The following is a 20,635-nucleotide window of genomic DNA, read 5'->3' as shown; positions in this document are numbered from 1 at the left end:
GGCGGGGGAGGTACGGGCGGCGCGGCCGAGGGCGCGGTTTGAAAGACCAGGCGCGGACCGTGCTGGGGATCCCCGATGCTGATTCCCAGGCCGTCGCGGATCTCGAGTGTCGGCACCCGCGATCCGCCGGCGAAGATGCCGCGGCGGCTCAGATCGATGGCCACCCAGTGAGTCCCCGTGAACCGCAGGATCACGTCCACCCGGGGCGGCGGCGGCGGTTGTCGGGGATTGCCCAAAAGTGCCAGCGGAATGTCACAACCCGGGCCGTAGCCCACGATCACGTCGCGGCCCGGCGTGAAGACATACCTCGTCGGTCCGGCCCATACGGTCAGCGAGGCCGGAAGGGCCGAACCCTCGGTCGGCATGGCCGCCACCTTTCGTCACCGGTTCAGCTCGATTTGGTCTCGCCTTCAGGACTGCCTCGCCCTCAAGCGTCGGTCGCCGCGCTCGTTTAAGTGTCTACCCCTGCGCGAGCTTCACCCGCCAGCGTCGCGCCGCTCACAGTGGGTTGCGGCGGCCCGCGGGGGAGGTGGCGAGCGAGGCGTCGTCGAGCAGCCCGCGTAGCACCTCGACCGCTTGCATCAGCACCTGCCGGTCCGCGTCGTCGAGCAGCGCCAACTGCGGTTCGATCGCGGCGGCACGGTCGGCCCGAACCGCGTTGAGCGTGCGCCGGCCCTCGGCCGTGATGCGGATTCGGACCGCACGCGCGTCACCCGGGTCGACCATCCGGGTCACCAGGCCCGCCTCCTCCAGGCGGCGCACTTGCGTCGTCATCGTCGGTTGCGAACAGTGGTCGACGGCGGCCAGGTCACCGATGCGGGCTTCGCCGTGGGCGTCGATGGTGGCCAGCAGTCTGGCCTGCGCTGCCGGCAAGGGCATCTGGATGCGTTGGGTGGCCATGCGGTTTAGCCGCGCGACCACGGCGAGCAGGTCGGCACCCAGTCCCTGCGCTCCCTCCAGCTTTGCGGCATCGACATCGTGGTCCATGTATCCATGGTTGCATAGCTTTGCTAAGCGAGGCCAAAAAGACGACGCGTGCCGCGCAAAAGCCATCTTCAGCGGACACTCCTGCTACCGGCTGGCAGAATCGCCCAAGTGACCTTGCTGCGTTTCCGGCGATCAAAGGAAGGGGCGCTGCGGCCGAATGAGTTGGCACAGGCCGCGGTCATGGGGGCCCTGTGCGCGGCGATCGAGATCCTGGCCGCAGTAATCCCATTCGCTCAGGGACTCGGCGTGCTGGGCACCGTGCCGATGGGACTGCTGGCCTACCGCTACCGCCCCCGGGCGCTGATGGCCGCGACGGTGGCGGGCGGGGTGATCGCGTTTTTGATTGCCGGGCTGGGCAGCCTGTTCATGTTGATCGACTGCGCCTGGGTCGGCGGATTGTGCGGCATCGTCAAACGCAAAGGCCGCGGCCTGCCGACGGTCGCCCTCTTGTCGTTGGCCGCTGGAATCCTCTGGGGCGCCGGCTGGGTCGCCGTGCTGGCGGTGCTGACCCGGCTGCGGCACTTGTTCTTCGACGTCATCACCGCCAACGCCAACGGCGTCGCGGCATTTCTGAATTGGGTCCACCTGCAGGGCGTCGGCGTGGGCCTGAAGCGGTACGTCGCCGACGGGATACAACACTGGCCGTTGCTGATTTTCCCCTACATGGTCCTGTTGGTCGTCATCGTTGCGTTCATCAGCTGGTCGGCGCTGTCCCGCCTCCTGGAGCGGATGCGCGAAATCCCCGACGTCCACAAGCTGGACACCTCCGATGACGAGCAGGCGCAAGGCAGTCCGGTGGGGCCGGTGCCGGTGCGGTTGGACAGGGTGCGGTTCCGGTACCCCGGCGCCGAGCGGGATGCGCTGCGCGAGGTCAGCCTCGATGTCCAGGCCGGCGAACACATCGCGGTGACCGGCGCCAACGGTTCGGGAAAGACGACGTTGATGCTGATCTTGGCCGGCCGAGCGCCGACGGCAGGCAGCGTCGAGCGCCCGGGAACGGTGGGGCTCGGCGAGATGGGCGGCACGGCGATTGTCTTGCAGCACCCCAAAAGCCAGGTCCTGGGCACCCGGGTCGCCGACGACGTGGTGTGGGGCTTGCCCCCGGACGCCGAGATCGACGTTGACCAACTTCTGCGGGAGGTTGGCCTGGAAGGGCTGGCCGAACGCGACACCGGGAGTTTGTCCGGCGGGGAACTGCAGCGCCTTGCGCTCGCGGCCGCGCTGGCGCGGGATCCGGCGCTGCTGATCGCCGACGAGGTCACCACCATGGTCGACCAGCAGGGGCGAGATGCCCTGCTGGGCGTGCTCTCCGGCCTCGCCACGCGGCACCAGACGGCGTTGGTGCACATCACTCATTACGACAACGAGGCCGCATCCGCCGACCGCATCATCAAACTCAGTGATTCGCCGGACAACACGGTGACGAGCGACACCGTGACCGCGCCGGCCCAGACCACCGCCGTCGGTGACGGCTCGCGAACGCCGGTGCTGGAACTCATCGATGTCAGCCACGAATATGCCAGCGGCACACCGTGGTCCAAGGCCGCGCTGCGCGATATCAGCTTTGTGGTGGAGCAGGGCGACGGGGTGTTGATCCACGGCGGCAACGGCTCGGGCAAGTCGACGCTGGCGTGGATCATGGCCGGCCTGACCACCCCGACCGCCGGCGCCTGCCTGATCGATGGCGAGCCCACCCACGAGCGCGTGGGCGAGGTCGCGTTGTCGTTCCAGTCCGCCCGGTTGCAGTTGATGCGCGATCACGTCGACTCCGAAGTCGCATCCGCAGCGGGCTTTTCGCACCTCGACACCGATCGCGTGGCCGAGGCGCTGATCTCGGTCGGGCTGGACCCGGCGCTGGGCAAGCGCCGGATCGATCAGCTCAGCGGCGGCCAGATGCGCCGCGTCGTGCTGGCCGGGCTGCTGGCGCGCTCCCCGCGAGCGTTGGTCCTCGACGAGCCGCTGGCGGGATTGGACATCGGCAGCCAGCGCGGCCTGCTGCGGCTGCTGGAGAACCTGCGCAAGGAACGAGGCCTGACGGTCGTGGTGATCTCCCACGACATCGTCGGGCTCGAGGAGCTCTGCCCGCGGGTGCTGTTCCTGCGCGACGGCATGCTGGAAACGGCCTCGACCGCGGCGGGGGGTATGTTGTGACCGCGCCCGCGGACACCAAGTCGGCACCGAACCGCACCCGGCGGACGCACCGTCCGGTGGTGCTCTTGGTGCCGGTGCCCGGCACGTCGAAGATCCACGAGTTGTGGGCCGGCACCAAACTGCTCGTGGTGCTGGGTGTTTCGATACTGTTGACCTTCTACCCTGGCTGGGCGACGGTCGGGTTGATGTTGGTCCTGCTGATCACCGCGGCCCGGCTCGCCCACATTCCCCGCGGCGCGGTGCCGTCGCCGCGGCGCTGGATCTGGATCGCCTTGGCGGTGGGCGCCATAACTGCCGCGCTCGGCGCTGGTAGTCCGGTGATCGAGATTGCCGGAGTGCACATCGGGCTTGGCGGAACGTTGCACTTCGTGCGGGTCACCGCGCTGTCGATCGTGTTGATCGGGCTCGGCGCGATGCTGTCGTGGACCACCAACGTCGCCGAAATGGGACCGGCGCTGGCGGCTTTGGGCCGACCGCTGCGGTGGCTGCGGATCCCGAGCGACGAGTGGGCCGTCGCCCTGGCGCTTGCGTTGCGTGCCTTCCCGATGTTGATCGAAGAATTCCAGGTGCTCTACGCCGCCCGGCGATTACGCCCCACCCAGGAACCGCGGAGCCGCAGGGCGCGGCGGCGGCAGCAGGCCCGCGACATGATCGATTTGCTCACGGCGGCAATCGTTGTGACGCTGCGACGGGCCGACGAGATGGGCGACGCGATCACCGCACGGGGCGGCGTCGGCCAGTTGGCGGCCGCACCCGCGCGACCGAAACTGGCGGACTGGGTGACGCTCGGCATCACCACCGCGGCCGGCGCCAGCGGAGTGGTGATCGACTCGCTATTGCAGTTCCACTAGGCAACGCGTTGCCCGGCTGCGTGAGCAGATGACCGATATCCAGCGCACGCGCACTATCGCTGCTTGCGTCGACGACATCTGGAATGTCTTGGCGGACTTCGGCTCGATCAACGCATGGGCCGGTAACGTCGACCACTCGTGCATCCTGCACGCCGGCCGGAACGGACAGCCGGTCGGCACCGCCCGCCGGGTTCAGGTCAAGCGCGACGCCCTGGTCGAGCGCATCACCGAATTCGAGCCACCGCGCGCCCTCGCGTACGACATCGACGGTCTGCCCCGCCGCCTGCGCAGGGTGTCCAATCGCTGGACGCTGGCTCCGGCGGTGGGCACCGCACCGGCCCGCGGGACCCGGGTGACGCTGACCAGCACCGTGGTAATCGGCCCACGGCCGACGCAGAAGCTGGCCGAACGCGTCCTGTGCCGCTTCCTCGCACGACAGTCCGCCGCGATGCTCGCCGGGCTGGCGAACCGATTGGAGAACGGCCGTGGCTGATCGCCCCGGCCCCCGCCCCGATGTCATCGTCATTGTTACGGACGAAGAACGCGCGGTGCCGCCCTACGAGGCACCCGATGTGCTCGCGTGGCGCGATCGGAGACTGTCCGGGCGCAGATGGTTCGAGGATCACGGCGTGAGTTTCGGCCGCCACTACACCGGCTCCCTGGCCTGCGTGCCCAGTCGCCCAACGATTTTCACCGGGCACTACCCCGACCTGCACGGGGTCACCCAGACCGACGGCATCGGGAAGACCGCCGACGACTCGCGCATGCGGTGGCTGCGCCAGGGTGAAGTGCCCACCCTGGGCAACTGGTTTCGCGCCGCCGGGTACGACACCCACTACGACGGCAAGTGGCACATCTCGCATGCCGATCTCCTTGACCCGGCAACAGGCCGCTCGTTGGCCACCAATGACGATGACGGAATTATCGAACCCGCCGCGGTGCGCCGATACCTGGAGGCGGATCCGCTTGCACCGTTTGGCTTCTCGGGCTGGGTCGGCCCCGAGCCGCACGGGGCGGCGCTGGCTAACGCCGGCGTCCGCCGCGACCCGTTGATCGCCGACCGAATCGTTGCCTGGCTCGCCGACCGCTACGCCCGCCGTCGCGCCGGAGACCCCGCCGCACTGCGTCCGTTCCTGTTGGTGGCCAGCTTCGTGAATCCCCATGACATCGTGCTGTTTCCGGCGTGGTCGCGGCGGGGCCCGGTCAAGCCGTCACCGCTGGACCCACCGCCGGTGCCCCCGGCCCCGACCGCGGATGAAGACCTGTCCACCAAGCCCGCCGCCCAGATCGCCTTCCGCGAGGCGTATTACTCCGGGTACGGCCCCGCGCCCGCGATCAACTGGACCTATCAGCGCAACGCGCAGCGCTACCGCGACCTGTACTACCGATTGCATGCCGAGGTGGACGGGCCGATCGACCGAGTGCGGCGAGCCGTCACCGAAAGTGGTTCGCGCGACGCGGTGCTGGTGCGCACGGCCGATCACGGCGACCTCCTGGGTGCTCACGGTGGGTTGCACCAGAAGTGGTTCAACCTCTACGACGAAGCCACCCGCGTGCCGTTCGTCATCGCTCGCATCGGCGAGCGCACGACACGGCGCCGGGTGGTCGAGGCGCCGACCTCGCACGTGGACCTGGTCCCGACGTTGCTCGGCGCTGCCGGCATCGACGTGGCGGCGGTGGCGGCCACGCTGGCGGAGTCGTTCTCCGAAGTGCACGAGCTGCCCGGCCGCAACCTCATGCCGATCGTCGACGGCGCTGCGGCCGACGAGGCCCGAGCCGTTTACCTGATGACCCGCGACAACATGCTCGAGGGAGACAGCGGGGCTTCGGGTTTGGCGCGACAACTGAAGCGGACCGTCAATCCCCCTGCGCCGCTGCGTATCCGGGTTCCGGCTTACACCGCGTCCAACTTCGAGGGCCTCGTTGTCCGCGTCGACGAGGCGACGGCTGCCGGCGGCAACGGGCATCTGTGGAAGCTGGTCCGCACCTTCGACGACCCGGGCACGTGGACCGAACCCGGCGTGCGACACCTGGCCGCCAACGGCCTCGGGGGAGAGGCCTACCGGACCTCGCCGATCGACGACCAGTGGGAGCTGTACGACCTGACAGCCGACCCGATCGAAGCCACGAACCGTTGGACCGATCCGCTACTGCACGACCTGCGCCGGCATCTGCGCACCCAACTCAAAGACCTCCGGGCCAACTCGGTTCCCGAGCGGAACAATCCGTGGCCGTACGCATCTCGCCGCTCGACACCGCCCCGCCGGCGACCGTCCCGGCTGCTCCGCCGGCGCTGACCGCCGAGCGCTACGGCCGCATCCGGTCGATCAGGTTGGACAACACGACGATGCTCTCACTGCGTTCGATGTCCGCACTGGACCGGATTTTCTCCAAGGCCGCCTCCAGATGCCGCATGTCGCGGGCCAGCACATGCAGGATCGCATCGGGGGTCCCGGTGACGGTCGCGGCGCTGAACACCTCGGGGATGTCCACCCAGGCCGCTCGCAGCTCATCGGGTGCGATCCGGCCGTGGCAGAACACCTGCACGTAAGCCTCGGTGTTCCAGCCCAGCGCGTTGCGGTCGATGACCGTGGTGAAGCTCTTGATGACGCCGCTGTCCAGCATCCGGTCCACGCGCCGCTTCACCGCCGGCGCAGACAGATTCACCTTCTCACCGATCTCGGCGAAGGTGGCGCGCGCACGTTCGGTCAGCTCGGCGAGGATACGCTCGTCGGTCTCGTCCAGGCGGTCCATGGCGCCCCTTCCCGGTGGTAAACAACAAATCGACGATTTCAGCAGTGTAGCGCAATAAATCGATCCTAGACACGCAATATGTGAGGTTTGATTAACAACAACGCCCCAAATATCGTTAATCCATGACGGAACAACGTGTGCTAGCGCCCCGAATTACGAGGTCCGCCGGGCCCCTCACGCTCGGTCGCACGCCGAGCGTCCGTCGGTACGCGATGACGCCGCCGGTCTTCTTCGCGGTCGAATACGCGATCAACCCCTGGATGGACATCGCCACACCCGTCGATGTCGTTCTCGCACAAGCACAGTGGGAAGGCTTGCGTGAGACCTATGCACGGCTGGGGCATCACGTGGACGTGATCGAACCCGTGCCCGGTCTTCCGGACATGGTCTATGCCGCCAACGGCGGGTTTGTCGCGCACGATGTCGCGATCGTCGCCAGGTTCCGGTTCGCCGAGCGGGCTGGCGAATCGCGCGCCTATGCCCGGTGGATGTCGTCGCTGGGCTACCGGACGCTGTACACCCGCCACGTCAACGAAGGGCAAGGCGACCTGCTGAAGGTCGGCGACATCGTGTTGGCCGGCTGGGGATTCCGCACCGACCGGCGTGCGCATGCCGAAATTTCGGCGGCGCTGCGCGCGCCGGTGGTCTCACTGGAGCTGGTAGATCCTCGCTTCTACCACCTCGACACCGCCCTGGCCGTTCTCGACGATCACACCATTGCGTTCTATCCGCCGGCGTTCAGCGCCGATGCCCAGGAGCAGCTGGGCGCGCTGTTCCCGGACGCCATCATCGCCGACACGGCCGATGCCTACGTGCTGGGTCTCAATGTCGTCTCCGACGGTCTGCACGTGGTGCTTCCCAGCGCGGCAACGGGTTTCGCCGCGCAGCTGCGCCGGGCCGGCTTCGAGCCGGTCGGCGTCGATTTGTCCGAGCTGCTCAAGGGCGGCGGATCCGTCAAGTGCTGCACCCTGGAGGTATTCCCATGACGATCCTCGATGCGCAGACGTCGCAGAAGGTCGCCGCGAACCGGATCGATGCGGCGATCAGGCTGGCGGAAAGGCGCGCAGCGCACAACTATTCGCCACTCCCCGTGGTCGCCGCAAGCGCCGAGGGTGCGTGGATCACCGATATCGACGGCCGCCGCTACCTGGATTGCCTGTCCGCCTATTCCGCGGTGAACTTCGGTCACCGCAACCCGGAGATCACCGCCACCGCACATGCGCAGCTCGACACCGTGACGTTGGTCAGCCGCGCGTTTCATTCAGACAAGCTCGGACCCTTTTGCGCCGCTCTTGCCTATCTGTGCGATAAGGACATGGTGCTGCCGATGAACTCGGGCGCCGAGGCCGTCGAAAGCGGCCTCAAGGTCGCCCGCAAGTGGGGCGCCGACGTCAAGGGCGTTCCGGCCGATCAGGCCAACATCATCGTGGCTGACAACAACTTTCACGGCCGCACGATCAGTATCGTCAGCTTCTCGTCGGATCCCGCCGCGCGAAATGGGTTCGGGCCCTTCACGCCGGGGTTCCGTTCCGTGCCGTTCGGCGACGCGGCCGCGCTGGCGCAGGCGATCGACGACAACACCGTCGCGGTGCTGTTGGAGCCCATTCAGGGTGAGGCAGGGATCATCGTCCCGCCGGACGACTACCTGCCGGCGGTCCGCGCGCTGTGTCGCGAGCACAACGTGTTGATGATCGCCGACGAGATCCAGTCGGGCCTGGCGCGCACCGGTTACACGTTCGCCTGCGATCGATGGCGGGTGATCCCCGACGTCTATCTGCTGGGCAAGGCGCTGGGCGGCGGAGTGGTTCCGCTGTCGGCGGTGGTGGCCGACCGCGATGTCCTCGGCGTGTTGCATCCCGGCGAGCATGGTTCCACCTTCGGCGGCAACCCGCTGGCCGCCGCGATCGGCACCACGGTGGTGTCCATGCTGGCGCGCGGCGAGTTCCAGGCCCGCGCGACCGCGCTGGGTGCGCACCTGCATCGGCGGCTGCGACAGCTGATCGGCCACGGTGTCCAGGAGATACGGGGTCTGGGATTGTGGGCGGGCGTCGACATCGACCCGTCGCTGGGCACCGGCAAGGAGATCAGCCTGCGACTGGCCGACCGCGGCGTCCTGGTGAAAGACACCCACGGTTCGACGCTGCGCTTCGCTCCGCCTTTGGTGGTCACCGCCCAGGAGATCGAGTGGGCGGTCGGCCGGCTTGCTGCGGTATTGCGGGAGGTTGCTTCATAATCAGCTGATCCGGCCACAGGAGGGGCGCTTGCCAGCCACGTCGATCAGCCTGAAAGAGCAGATGCTCCGGCGGCGCCCGGTGGTGGGCGCGCACGTCGCACAGGGGACCGCCGATCACCTCAAGCGCGGTATCGGAACCTTCCAGCTGACCATGTTCGGGGTCGGCTCGACCGTCGGCACCGGCATCTTCTTCGTCATGGCTGAGGCCGTGCCCGAGGCCGGCCCGGCAGTGATCGTCTCCTTCCTCCTCGCGGGCTTCGCCGCGGGGCTGGCCGCCGTCTGCTACGCCGAATTGGCTTCGGCGGTGCCGGTTTCGGGGTCGTCGTATTCGTATGCCTACACCACGCTCGGCGAGGTCGTGGCCGTGGGCGTTGCGGCGTGCCTGCTACTGGAATACGGGGTGGCCACCGCCGCGGTCGCCGTCAACTGGAGTGGCTACCTGAACAAGCTGCTGAGCAATGTCCTGGGATTCCAGCTGCCGCAAGCCTTGTCGGCCGCGCCGTGGGATTCCCAGCCCGGGTACGTGAACGTGCCGGCGGTCCTGCTGATCGTGATGTGCGCGTTGCTGCTCATCCGCGGCGCCAGCGAGTCGGCCAAGGTCAACGCCATCATGGTGATGATCAAACTCGGCGTATTGGTCGTCTTCGCCGTCGTCGCTTTCACGGCGTTCGACGCAAGCCATCTCCATGACTTCGCGCCCTTCGGGGTTTCCGGTATCGGCTCGGCCGCGGGCACCATCTTCTTCTCCTACATCGGCCTGGATGCCGTGTCCACCGCGGGTGACGAGGTGAAGAATCCGCAGAAAACCATGCCGCGCGCACTGATCGGCGCGCTGCTGACCGTCACCGGTGTCTACGTCCTCGTCGCGGTGGCCGCGCTGGGCGCCCAGCCGTGGCAGAACTTCGCCGGCCAGCAGGAAGCCGGGCTGGCCGTCATTCTCGACAACGTCACGCACGGCGGCTGGGCCGGCACGATTCTGGCTGCCGGGGCAGTCATTTCGATCTTCAGCGTCACGCTCGTCACCATGTACGGCCTGACCCGCATCCTGTTCGCCATGGGCCGCGACGGGCTGTTGCCCGCGAGGTTCGCGACGGTGAACGCACGCACTATGACGCCGGTGAACAACACGGTGATCGTCGCCATCGTCGCCTCGGCTCTGGCCGCGTTCATCCCGCTGCAAAAGCTCGCCGACATGGTGTCGATCGGCACGCTCACCGCGTTCGTCGTCGTTTCCGTCGGGGTGATCGTGTTGCGGGTGCGCGAGCCCGACCTGCCCCGGGGATTCAAGGTGCCGGGTTATCCTGTCACCCCGATCCTGTCGGTGGCGGCGTGCGGCTACATCCTGGCCAGCCTGCACTGGTACACCTGGATCGCGTTCAGCTGCTGGGTGTCACTGGCGTTGATCTTCTATTTCGTCTGGGGTCGCCACCACAGCGCGCTCAACGACGAGACGGTCGAGCGGTCGGTGGACGACGTCCTGTGACGGGCCGCTACTGGCGCGCCGCGGCGGCGTTGGCCGCCGCCTGAGCCCGCCGCAACGTCGCCGCGACATCGCCACGGCCCAAGAACATTTCGTCAAAGTACGGCTTCAGGGCGTCAAAGCCGGCGGCAAAGCCCGCGCCCCCAGGCGCCGCGATGCGCGGACCGTTCAGCACGGCGAAAAAGGGTGTGACGTCGACACCTCGCGCCGCCCAATACCGGAAGTAGACCGGTTGGGCCGAGGACACCGCCGGGACGGCCGCACCGTAGCGCCCCAGGTATTCGTTGCCCTCCTTGCTGCCCATCCAGGCCAGCACCTGGCGCACCGCGTCAGGATGCTTCGTCGCGGCATTGCCCGCCGCGGCGATGCCGTTGGTGACGCTGACCCGGCCCGCCGGCCCGGTGGGCATCATCGCCACACCCCAGTGGAAGCGGGCATCGCGCGCCACCGGCGCCAGGTTGTAGGTGCCGGATTGAAAGAGCGCCATTCTGCCGGCCAGGAACTGGTTGCGGCAGAAGTCGCCGTTGTCGTTGGTGTCGGCGGCGGGCGGTGCGACGTGGTCGCGGTTGATCAGGTCGACCAGATACCGAAAGGCCGTCACGGCACCGGGATTGTCGAACGCGAACGTGTCGCCCCGCTGGAACACGCCGCCGGCCGATCCGATGTAGTTCAGGTAGATGCCCTGGGGGTCGTTGGCCGCGTTGTACGCCCACTGCCGCACCCGTCCGGCGTCGAAACGGGATGTGTCGCCGCGGTTTCCGTCAGCGTCAACGGTGAGCCGGCCCAGCAGGGGACGCAACGTGTCGTTGCCGTCGGGGCTCCATCGCAAGGTGTTCAACTGGGCGGGTTCGACGCCGGCCGCGGCGAGAAGTTCCGCGTTGTAGTACACCGCGATTCCCGCGTCGGTCAGTTGCGGCACGCCCCACAGCGTCCCGTTGCGGGTGAACTGCTCGACGACCGGCCGCTCCCAGTCCGCAGCGGCATTGGGCCCCAGCACTTCGCCCATGTTCAGGAGCCGGCCGCTGTCGGCATACGCCGCGAGGTAGGCGTTGGACAGCCAGAAGATGTCGTCGGCACTGCCGCCGGCCACATCGGTGCGCAGCGTGTTGAAGTAGGTCGAGTACGCCACCAGGTTCAGGTGCACCTCGATGTCGGGGTGCGTGCGGCTGAAGGCCTCGAAGGATTGTCGATAGGCCGAGCCGATCTGATCGCCCCAGATGCGCACCGTGACGACGGTCTTGCCGCCATGGGGCTGTCCGGAGTAGTCCAGCAGCACCGCCATCGCCGCCAGCAGCACCGCCACCAGCGCAACCGATCCCGCGACCAGTGTGGAAAAGCGGGGCCGGGTCATTTGAGTCCCGAGACGACGATCGACGCGACGATGTGGCGCTGGAAGACCACAAACAGCGCGATCAGCGGGGCGATCGCGACAGTGGTCGCTGCCATCACCAGCGTCCACTGGGAATTGAACCGCGACTGCAGGTCGGCGGTCGCGACCGTGAGCCCCCGCCACTTGTGCCCGCTGGTGATCACCAACGGCCACATGAAGTTATTCCATTGCGACACCACCGTGATCAATGCCAGTGCGGCCAGGACCGGGCGACTGGACGGGATCACCACGTGCACGATCACGTCCAGTGTGTTCGCCCCGTCCAGGCGGGCGGCGTTGATCAAGTCGTTCGGGATGATCCTGAAGTGCTCGCGCAGCAGAAAGATCGCGTAGGGCGAGCCGAACATGAACGGCAGCACCAATGCCCAGAACGTGTTGCGCAGGCCGAGCTGGGCCATCATCAGATACATCGGCACCACCGTGACCGTGCCCGGCACCATCAGCGTCGCGATGTAGACCCAGAACAGCATGTCGCGGCCGGGGAATTGCAGGCGCGCGAAGGCGTATCCGGCCAGCACCGAAAAGGTCAACTGGCCCACCAGGATCACCGCCGTCACCAAGGCGGTCACCGCGGCCGCGCGGCCGAACCCGGCCCCGGCCAGGTTGGCGAAATTGGACAGCGTGGGTGGCCGCGGCAGCTGCAACGGGGTGCCCGTGACGAATTGGTGCGTCGAGGTGAATGACGTCATCAATCCAAGTGCGAACGGCGCCAACGTGATCAACGCTCCCAGCGACAGCCCGGCGTAAATCAGCACATTCGTGATGCGGCTAGGTGAGGTCATAGCTGATCCGTCGCCGGAAGTACAGATGCTGGACCAGCGTGACGCCGATCAGGATGACAAACAGCACCACCGCCATCACCGACGCTCGGCCGATGGACGCCGAACCGAACGCCTCGGTGTAGATGCGATGGGCCACCAGGTCGGTTCTGCCGGCCGGTCCGCCGTCGGTCAGCGCGTACACCATGTCGAAAACCTGTGCGGTGCTGACGATCCCGGTCACCAGCACGAAGAAGGTCGTCGGCCGCAGCATCGGCATGGTGATGCGCCAGAACCGCTGCCACGCGGTGGCGCCGTCGGTGCGTGCCGCGGCGTGGATGTCGTCGGGAATGGCCAGCAGGCCCGCCAGGAAGGACAACGACACGTAGCCGACATTGGTCCACACCACCACGGCCGAAACGAGCGGCAACGCAAAGCTGGGATCCGACAGCCATTCGATGCTGTGCCCGAGCACGGTGCTCACGGCGCCGTCGGTGGGAGCCAGGATCCATCGCCACAGCACCGCGATGGCCAGCGGCGCGCAAATCCACGGCAGCACGAACAGGGTGCGAAACAGATTGGTGCCGCGGAGCTGGCGGGCCAGCATGGTCGCGGCCAGCAGTCCCAGCACGGTCTGCGCCGGCACCACGATCGCGACGAAGATGACCGTGACGATCAACGAGTTGCCGAACCTGGCGTCGGTCAGCACCGAGCGCCAGTTGGACAGGCCCACAAAGTGCAGGGGGCCGAGCAGATCCCATCGGCACAGGCTCAGCCAGAGCACGACCAGGATGGGCAGCAGCAGAAAGGCGAGCACGCCGAACAGGCTGGGCGCCAGCAGCGCGTAGCCCAGCGCAGTGGAACGAGGTTGTTTCCTCAGCACCGCGCTGGCCATGGGGTAATTAAACCGGGCGCCGCCGGGGTTTGGGGTGACCGGCCGTTACGGTGGAACCGTGACACCGAACCGGGGGATCGATGCCGACTTCCTGGACCTGCCGCGCCACGACCTGGCCGAAGCCGCGCTCTCGGCGGCCAAGGCGGCCGGGGCGACGCACGCCGACCTGCGGGTTCATCGCATCATTACCGAGATCATCCAGCTGCGCGACGGCGAGCTGGAGACCGCGGTGATCAATCGTGAGGTCGGCCTCGCGGTGCGAGTGATCGTCGACGGCACCTGGGGATTCGCCTCGCACGCGGAGCTGGGGCCGTCGATGGCGGCCGAGACGGCGCGGCGCGCGGTACACGTGGCAACCACTTTGGCGACGCTGAGCAGCGAGCGCGTCGAGCTGGCGCCTGAACCGGTCTACACGGACGCGGCCTGGGTGTCGGACTACCGGATCGACCCGTTCGACATCTCGACCACCGACAAGATCGCCGTGCTGGAGGACTACTCCGGGCGGCTGCTGAGCGCCGACGGCATCAACCACGTGTCGGCGATCCTGACCGCCGTCAAGGAGCAGACGTTCTACGCCGACACGTTCGGATCCTCGATCACCCAGCAGCGGGTACGGGTGCTGCCCTCGCTGGAGGCGGTGACGGTCGACCCCGCGGCCGGCAGCTTCGACTCGATGCGCACACTGGCGCCGCCGATGGGCCGGGGCTGGGAGGTATTGGCCGGCGACGAGGTGTGGAACTGGACCGAAGAGCTGGCGCAGCTGCCGTCACTGCTGGCCGAGAAGATCAAGGCGCCCACCGTCGTCCCTGGGCCCAAAGACCTGGTGATCGACCCGACCAACCTGTGGCTGACGATTCATGAATCGATCGGGCACGCAACCGAATACGACCGTGCGATCGGCTACGAGGCCGCCTACGCCGGCACGTCGTTCGCCACGCCGGACAAACTGGGCACCTTGCGATACGGGTCCCCGGTGATGACGGTGACCGCCGACCGCACCGTCGAATTCGGCTTGGCCACCATCGGTTACGACGACGAGGGGGTGGCCGCGCAAAGCTGGGATCTGGTGCGCGACGGCATCTTCACCGGCTACCAGCTCGACCGGGTGTTCGCGCAGCGACTCGGGCAGCCGCGCTCCAACGGATGCTCGTATGCCGACTCGCCGCACCATGTGCCGATTCAGCGGATGGCCAACGTGTCGCTGCAGCCGGCGCCCGACGACATCAGCACCGACGACCTGATCGGCCGGGTCGAGGACGGCATCTACATCGTCGGCGACAAGTCATGGTCAATCGACATGCAGCGCTACAACTTCCAGTTCACCGGCCAGCGGTTCTTCCAGATCCGCGACGGCCGGCTGGACGGTCAGCTGCGTGACGTCGCCTATCAGGCCACCACGACCGAGTTCTGGAATTCGATGGAGGCCGTCGGAGGCCCGTCGACCTGGCGTCTGGGTGGTGCGTTCAATTGCGGCAAGGCCCAGCCCGGGCAGATCGCCGCGGTTAGCCACGGCAGCCCGTCGGCGTTGTTCCGCGGCGTCAACGTGCTCAACACCCGCACCGAGGGCGGGCGCCAGTGATCTGCGCCGGCGACGATGCAGAGCGACGCGATGCTGAGGAGCGGGCGCCAGTGATCTGCGCCGGCGACGATGCAGAGCGACGCGATGCTGAGGAGCGGCGCCAGTGATCACTGCACAGCATGTCGTCAACATCGTGCTCGATGAGGCGGTCAAGCTCGGCCGCGCCGACGAGACCATGGTGCTGGTCACCGACAAGGTCGAGGCCACGTTGCGTTGGGCGGGCAATTCGATGACCACCAATGGGGTTTCGGTGAGCCGCAGCGTGGCCGTGATCTCGGTGGTGCGTCGCGGGTCCGGCGCGCGTATCGGCACGGTGGTGTCCGCCGAGGCCGACCCGCGAGTGCTGCCCCGGCTGGTGGCCGCGTCGCAGGAGGCGGCCGGCGCGGCGCCGGAGGCCGGCGATGCCGCGCCGCTGCTGAGCGATACCGGGGTGCCCGTCGATTGGGACGCGCCGGTGCCCGGCACCGGGCCCCTGGTCTTCTCGGACGTGGCCGACTCGCTGACCCGCGGCTTCCGCGGCGAAGACCGGCTGTATGGCTTTGCCCACCACAATGTTTCGACGATCTTCCTGGCATCGTCGACGGGATTGCGGCGACGTTTCACCCAGCCCACCGGGGCGGTGGAGATCAACGCCAAACGCGGCGGCGCCAGCGCCTGGGCGGGCGTCGGGACACCCGACTTCGTCGACGTGCCAACCGATTCGCTGCTCGAGCAGCTGTCGACGCGGTTGGGCTGGGCGCAGCGCAGCGTCGAATTGCCGGCGGGACGCTACGAGACGATCATGCCGCCGTCGACGGTGGCCGACATGATGATCTACATGGCGTGGTCGATGGCCGGCCGCGGCGCCCAGGAGGGCCGGACCGCCTTCTCGGCGCCCGGCGGCGGTACCCGGGTGGGGGAGCGGCTCACCGATCTGCCGCTGACGCTCTTCTCCGATCCGATGGCGCCCGGTCTGGCCTGCACGCCGTTCGTCGCCGTCAGCAGTTCCTCGGAGACGGTGTCGGTTTTCGACAACGGTGCGGAGATCAATCAGGTGGACTGGATCCGCGAGGGAGTGATCAACGCGCTGGCCTATCCGCGCGCCACGGCGGCCAAATACGACGTCGACTTCGCGGTGGCCGCCGACAACCTGGTGATGACTGGCGGGACGGCCAGTCAAGACGACATGATCGCGGCCACCGAGCGCGGCCTGCTGCTGACCACGCTGTGGTACATCCGCGTCGTCGACCCCACCACCTTGTTGTGCACCGGACTGACCCGCGACGGTGTCTACCTCATCGAGGACGGCCAGGTGACCGCGGCGGTCAACAACTTCCGATTCAACGAGAGTCCGCTGGACCTGCTGCGGCGGGCCACCGAAGCCGGCGTCAGCGAAAAGACCCTGCCCCGCGAATGGGGAGATTGGGCCACCCGCGCCGCGATGCCGTCGCTGCGCATACCCGACTTCCACATGTCATCGGTGAGCCAGGCCCAGTAATCCATTGCCGCCGCGCAGCGCGCGTTCTAGCGTGTGACGGATGGCGGCTCCGGTTTCTGTTCGAGAAGACCAGCTCACGCGGTTGGTGTCGTTAACTCCCGGCGACGGTCGCCTGGCGGCGCTGGTTCGCCGCGTATGCGCGCAGACGATGTCGCTGCCGCCGTTGCCTGCCAGCGTCGAGGTCGGCGAGCCGGAATCGGAAGCCGAGTCCGCGGTCGCCGAATTCGCCGAACAATTCAGCGCCGACGTCTCGTCGGTCACCGCCGAGCAGCGGTCGCGGTTGTGGAAGCAGCTAGGGGACCGCACGTTTGGCGTGGTCGTGCAGATGTACATCGCCGACTTCGTCCCCCGGGTGCGGGCCGGACTGGAAGCGCTCGGCGTCGGCGCGCAATACCTCGGCTGGGTCGGTCAACCAATTGCCTGGGATCACACCACCGATCCGTCGGATCCGGTGTTCAACGACTTTTTAATCGCGGTGGCGCGAATGCGTGCGCTCGACCCGGTGACTTCCGAACTGGTTCGGCTGCGTGGGGCGGCACAGCACAATTGCCGGTTGTGCAACTCGCTCCGCGAGGGCGGTGCGCTCGATGCCGGCGGTTCGGAAACGCTGTACGAGGAGATCGCGCGCTTCGAATCGTCGAGTTTGCTCGACGACCGCGCTAAAGCAGCGCTGCGCTATGCCGATGCGTTAATTTGGACGCCTGCGCACCTCGTCGCCGACGATGTCGCCGAGGTGCGCTCCCGCTTCTCCGAGGCCGAGGCTGTAGAACTCACCTTCGACATCATGCGAAATGCCAGCAATAAAGTCGCCGTGTCATTGGGCGCCGACGCGCCGCGCGTCGAGACCGGCACTGAGCGGTACCTGCTCGACGCCGACGGTCAGACGGTATTCAGCTGAAATTTGCGGACGCGCGTTCCGTGGTGCGGGGCCGGACCGGTCTTAGCTGACGGCGCGGCGAGGGCCGTCGCAGCTGGCCACAGATGTTGTGGCGCCGCGTGGTTGAGGGCTCAGCCGCCCGCTCGTCCGGGGGCGAGGGCACGAAATGTTAACCATTCGTACACTGCCGCGCAAGCGTCCGTTTCCGCTGTGTGTGGGGGTCATTCGCTACTTTTAGCGCGTTCGCCGATACTGATACGACACCGAGAAATGACGGTAACGAGATCGCAGCGTGGCCCGAGCCGGACGGCCATGGATCGTGCGCCGTGGGCCCACGTTCTCGATGGCTTTCCGTTTCGATCGTTTGCAGGAATTTCTAGCTGGGGTTTGCGTCGGAAGCGGCTGCGTTCCCGCGCAGAGGGAGGCTCGGAGATGGCAACCACCCGTACACGCTCGCGTACGCGGATATCATCATTTTTTGCCGCTGGCGCTGTGCTGGCGACCTCGATGGTGGGCGGCGCTGTGCTGGCAGCGCCGCAAGCTTCGGCGGCCTGCAATCTGAGTCAAGCCGATGATCAATACATCAACTTATTGGCTCAGAACAAGATGACGCATACCGCCGATTTCACTGACTGTCATATGGCCGCCGAGGGACGTTGGTTCGCCGACCAGGTCCGGAGCCACCCCAACCCGTTCGGCGAGGCCCAGGAACTGGTCAACATGGTGACCAATACCACCCATATGAGCCAGGCCCAGGCCGAATGGGAGGTCGAGTCGGCAATTTACGTTTACGCGCCGGACATGATCCCCAAGATCAAGGATGGAGCCGCTCAAGCAAACTGGCCTACAGAAGGCTAGTTCTACCCAGCGAGAGGTTGGGTACGTGGGCCCGCGGTAGGTAGGCCGACGGGTATTGCGCGCACGAAACGTTAGTCAGCCGTGCGTGTTTTGGATGGCCGTTTGTGGTCGTGTATTGGGTGCACTAGCTAACTAGAAAATAAGACGCCGGGTCGTCGTATGAAAGTGGCCCCCGCGCAGCAAGTAGTTGCCGTGCTGAGGCAGAACCGGATCATATGACCGTGCAACGCGGTTGAAATATATTATCTCCCTGAATTTTTCGCTACGCCCAGTTCACTCACTGTTTGCGAATCTCTTGTTTGCCATGCTCGTCGCTGGCGGTACACGATGAATTACGCACCTTGAAATACAGCAATTTTTCAAGTGAGGAGGTCTGGAAGGTGACAACTACACGCACACGGTCGCGCAGCCAGGTGCTGGCGATCGGAGCTGCTGGCGCCCTGCTGACGACAGCGATGCTGGGTGATGCGCTCGTGTCGGCACCGCGCGCGTCGGCCGCCTGCAATCTGAGTCAAGCCGATGATCAGTACATCAACTTGCTGGCTCAGAACAAGATGACTCATACCGCCGATTTCAACGATTGCCATATGGCCGCCGAGGGACGTTGGTTCGCCAATCAGGTCCGGAACCACGCCAATCCGTTCGGCGAGGCCCAGGAGCTGGTCAACATGGTGACCGATACCACCCATATGAGCCAGGCCCAGGCCGAATGGGAGGTCGAGTCGGCAATCTACGTTTATGCGCCCGACATGATCCCCAAGATCAAGGATCAAGCGGCGCAGGCAGGATTCATGCCAGGGCCTACCTGAGCCATACGGCCGGCGGGCGCCGCATCGTGTGCGCCCACCGGGGCGTTTAGCTTGCTCCTCACGCGGCGGGCATCGCACGAACATCTCGCAGTTGACCCAATCCGTTCGCGGGTTCCGGCCGACGGACGACGCCTCAGGTCTTCAGCTACGGTTTCCTACGGACAACCCTGTCGGGGGCGGTAGCTCAGTTGGTTAGAGCCGCGGACTCATAATCCGTTGGTCGCGGGTTCGAGCCCCGCCCGCCCCACCGGCCAAATGTACGACTTCGGGTGATGCTTGTCGTTTCGCCTTGGGTGGTTGGAGGGCGGACCATCAGACCGTAGGGGCCGCTCATCCCCACCAGAACGACGTGGCGATCGCCACATAGAGCGCGATGAGCACTGCTCCCTCGAACCAGGTCGACTCGCCGTCGAAGGTCACCAGCACCGCGACCAGCGCCGACATAATCATCGACGCCAACAGCAGCGGCGAGAACACCAGATCGAAACCGGGCTGGCCGAGCCATACCGCCGCCAGGCAGACGATCGGGGCGATGGTGAGCGCGATCTGGACGGGCGACTGGAGGACCACCTGAAGCGCGTAGTCCATCTGGTTCTTTGCCGCCAGCTGAATGCCGACGAAATTCTCCACCGCGTTGCCGGCGATGGCCACGATCACCAGACCGGCGAAAACCTCGTTGATGCCCGCTGCATGCATCGCTGGCTCGAGGGCGGCGACGAACCATTCCGACACGAAGGCCGCACCGATACCGGCGACGGCCAGCATGCCGATGGCCATCGCCAACGGCCAGTTGCCGTGTGCTGTCGCGGCGCTGGCGGCTTCGGCCGAATCGGGGCTGGCCACAATGGGAGAGGTCGCTCTGGAGGGTTTATCACCAGCTTGCAGCGCCGAGTCGGGGGCCCGGTTTCCGAGCGTGGCGGGCAGCGAGAGTGCGAACAGCGCGAGCATGACGATGGAGACGACGACCGACACCGCCCGTTCGTGCTGTTGCGCCGGGGTGTGTATTGCAGCGGTGAGCGAGGGGACGGCCAGGATGAACACCGCGAGGGTGAACATCAGTCCGAGGGTGCGTCCGTCGTCGGCGGCGAAGCGCTGGCGGCCGTGCTTGATCCCGCCGGCCACGAATGCCAGCCCGAGCACCAGCAGGGCGTTGGAGAGAATCGAGCCGACGATGGTGGCCTTCACCACGCCGTAAAGGCCTGCCTTGAGTGCGAACAGGATGACGAACAATTCGGGCAGGTTTCCCAGCGCCGTCTGCAGTATCCCAGTGGCGTTGGGCCCGAGCCGGTCTCCGAGCGCCTCCACCGAACGGCCGACCAGAGATGCCAGTGTGGCCAACGCGAGTGCGGAGATGGTGAACGCCAGCACTGCATTCGCGTGGGTGAAGTGGAGAACCCCCGCTGCCATGGAAGCGATCACGGTGGTGGTGATCATGATGCGGTCGCGCCGGGTCAGCAGCGGGAGCCGTTCGGTATGGGTGGTCGTCACGCGCCTCTCCTGCTCTGATCGCGCTGAAGTTTTCCACAACCGAACGGT

Annotated in this window: 19 protein-coding genes and 1 tRNA gene; 13 read left to right on the top strand and 7 right to left on the bottom strand. The window is 66.7% G+C overall.

Annotation, left to right across the window (positions count from 1 at the left end):
- A partial coding sequence (locus tag B8W69_RS27295) for an FHA domain-containing protein (protein ID WP_500684407.1) occupies positions 1–365 on the bottom strand: 365 nt, incomplete at its 3' end.
- A gap of 133 nt (positions 366–498) precedes the next feature.
- Positions 499–987: a MarR family winged helix-turn-helix transcriptional regulator gene (locus B8W69_RS27290; protein WP_085292808.1), complete on the bottom strand. Its 489-nt coding sequence runs from the start codon at positions 985–987 to the stop codon at positions 499–501.
- Positions 988–1,095: 108 nt separating this feature from the next.
- On the opposite strand from B8W69_RS27290, the gene B8W69_RS27285 reads away from it, so the two are divergent.
- The 4 genes from B8W69_RS27285 to B8W69_RS27270 are packed head-to-tail and all read left to right on the top strand — an operon-like array spanning position 1,096 to position 6,286.
- Entirely contained in the window at positions 1,096–3,138 is a 2,043-nt protein-coding gene (locus tag B8W69_RS27285) for an ABC transporter ATP-binding protein (RefSeq protein ID WP_220084576.1), read from the top strand.
- Entirely contained in the window at positions 3,135–3,989 is an 855-nt protein-coding gene (locus tag B8W69_RS27280; RefSeq protein WP_085292807.1) for a CbiQ family ECF transporter T component, read from the top strand. The genes B8W69_RS27285 and B8W69_RS27280 overlap by 4 nt, the downstream gene beginning before the upstream one ends.
- 28 nt (positions 3,990–4,017) lie before the next feature.
- Positions 4,018–4,482 (top strand): SRPBCC family protein, encoded by a 465-nt coding sequence (locus tag B8W69_RS27275; protein WP_085292806.1) that lies wholly within the window; start codon positions 4,018–4,020, stop codon positions 4,480–4,482.
- Entirely contained in the window at positions 4,475–6,286 is a 1,812-nt protein-coding gene (locus B8W69_RS27270) for a sulfatase-like hydrolase/transferase (protein ID WP_085292805.1), read from the top strand. The genes B8W69_RS27275 and B8W69_RS27270 overlap by 8 nt, the downstream gene beginning before the upstream one ends.
- A gap of 10 nt (positions 6,287–6,296) precedes the next feature.
- Here the strand turns inward: B8W69_RS27270 and B8W69_RS27265 are convergent, their stop codons facing one another.
- Positions 6,297–6,743 (bottom strand): Rv2324 family transcriptional regulator, encoded by a 447-nt coding sequence (locus B8W69_RS27265; protein ID WP_085292804.1) that lies wholly within the window; start codon positions 6,741–6,743, stop codon positions 6,297–6,299.
- A 122-nt stretch (positions 6,744–6,865) separates the two neighbouring features.
- Here B8W69_RS27265 and ddaH point away from each other — a divergent pair, with 122 nt between their 5' ends.
- The 3 genes from ddaH to B8W69_RS27250 are packed head-to-tail and all read left to right on the top strand — an operon-like array spanning position 6,866 to position 10,459.
- Positions 6,866–7,729 carry a dimethylargininase gene (ddaH, locus tag B8W69_RS27260; RefSeq protein ID WP_085292803.1) on the top strand — a complete coding sequence of 288 codons (864 nt, stop codon included), beginning with the start codon at positions 6,866–6,868 and terminating at the stop codon, positions 7,727–7,729.
- The gene (rocD, locus tag B8W69_RS27255) at positions 7,726–8,976 is read left to right on the top strand and encodes an ornithine--oxo-acid transaminase (protein ID WP_085292802.1); all 1,251 of its coding nucleotides are present in this window, start codon (positions 7,726–7,728) and stop codon (positions 8,974–8,976) included. The genes ddaH and rocD overlap by 4 nt, the downstream gene beginning before the upstream one ends.
- Positions 8,977–9,004: 28 nt before the next feature.
- A complete protein-coding gene (locus B8W69_RS27250) occupies positions 9,005–10,459 on the top strand; it encodes an amino acid permease (RefSeq protein ID WP_085292801.1) in 1,455 nt (484 codons plus the stop codon).
- Positions 10,460–10,466: 7 nt separating this feature from the next.
- Here B8W69_RS27250 and B8W69_RS27245 read toward each other — a convergent pair whose 3' ends face one another.
- Genes B8W69_RS27245 through B8W69_RS27235 form a run of 3 tightly spaced genes read right to left on the bottom strand, consistent with a single transcriptional unit; the run spans position 10,467 to position 13,484 of the window.
- A complete protein-coding gene (locus tag B8W69_RS27245) occupies positions 10,467–11,807 on the bottom strand; it encodes an extracellular solute-binding protein (protein WP_085292800.1) in 1,341 nt (446 codons plus the stop codon).
- The gene (locus B8W69_RS27240; protein WP_085292799.1) at positions 11,804–12,628 is read right to left on the bottom strand and encodes a carbohydrate ABC transporter permease; all 825 of its coding nucleotides are present in this window, start codon (positions 12,626–12,628) and stop codon (positions 11,804–11,806) included. The genes B8W69_RS27245 and B8W69_RS27240 overlap by 4 nt, the downstream gene beginning before the upstream one ends.
- Positions 12,615–13,484, bottom strand: coding sequence for a carbohydrate ABC transporter permease (locus B8W69_RS27235; protein WP_181447501.1), 870 nt, complete (start codon positions 13,482–13,484; stop codon positions 12,615–12,617). Before B8W69_RS27235 ends, B8W69_RS27240 begins: the two co-directional genes overlap by 14 nt.
- Before the next feature lie 73 nt (positions 13,485–13,557).
- Here B8W69_RS27235 and B8W69_RS27230 point away from each other — a divergent pair, with 73 nt between their 5' ends.
- The 6 genes from B8W69_RS27230 to B8W69_RS27205 all read left to right on the top strand — a co-directional run bounded on the left by B8W69_RS27230 (position 13,558) and on the right by B8W69_RS27205 (position 19,346).
- Positions 13,558–15,078, top strand: a complete 1,521-nt coding sequence (locus B8W69_RS27230) for a TldD/PmbA family protein (protein WP_085292812.1) — start codon at positions 13,558–13,560, stop codon at positions 15,076–15,078.
- Between the two features lie 103 nt (positions 15,079–15,181).
- Complete coding sequence (locus B8W69_RS27225) at positions 15,182–16,555, top strand: metallopeptidase TldD-related protein (protein ID WP_085292797.1); 1,374 nt, start codon at positions 15,182–15,184, stop codon at positions 16,553–16,555.
- A gap of 40 nt (positions 16,556–16,595) precedes the next feature.
- The gene (locus B8W69_RS27220; protein WP_085292796.1) at positions 16,596–17,453 is read left to right on the top strand and encodes a carboxymuconolactone decarboxylase family protein; all 858 of its coding nucleotides are present in this window, start codon (positions 16,596–16,598) and stop codon (positions 17,451–17,453) included.
- 411 nt (positions 17,454–17,864) lie between these two features.
- Positions 17,865–18,290 carry a DUF732 domain-containing protein gene (locus B8W69_RS27215; RefSeq protein ID WP_085292795.1) on the top strand — a complete coding sequence of 142 codons (426 nt, stop codon included), beginning with the start codon at positions 17,865–17,867 and terminating at the stop codon, positions 18,288–18,290.
- 380 nt (positions 18,291–18,670) lie between these two features.
- Positions 18,671–19,099 (top strand): DUF732 domain-containing protein, encoded by a 429-nt coding sequence (locus tag B8W69_RS27210; protein WP_085292811.1) that lies wholly within the window; start codon positions 18,671–18,673, stop codon positions 19,097–19,099.
- 173 nt (positions 19,100–19,272) lie between these two features.
- Positions 19,273–19,346 (top strand) — tRNA-Ile (locus tag B8W69_RS27205).
- An 83-nt stretch (positions 19,347–19,429) separates the two neighbouring features.
- Here B8W69_RS27205 and cax read toward each other — a convergent pair.
- Positions 19,430–20,587 carry a calcium/proton exchanger gene (cax, locus tag B8W69_RS27200; RefSeq protein ID WP_085292794.1) on the bottom strand — a complete coding sequence of 386 codons (1,158 nt, stop codon included), beginning with the start codon at positions 20,585–20,587 and terminating at the stop codon, positions 19,430–19,432.
- Positions 20,588–20,635: the final 48 nt, after the last annotated feature.

The sequence above is a fragment of the Mycolicibacterium vulneris genome (assembly GCF_002104765.1).
GTDB lineage: Bacteria > Actinomycetota > Actinomycetes > Mycobacteriales > Mycobacteriaceae > Mycobacterium > Mycobacterium vulneris.
The sequence above is the reverse complement of the archived record's forward strand: the minus strand, read 5'-3'. Positions and strand labels throughout refer to the sequence as shown.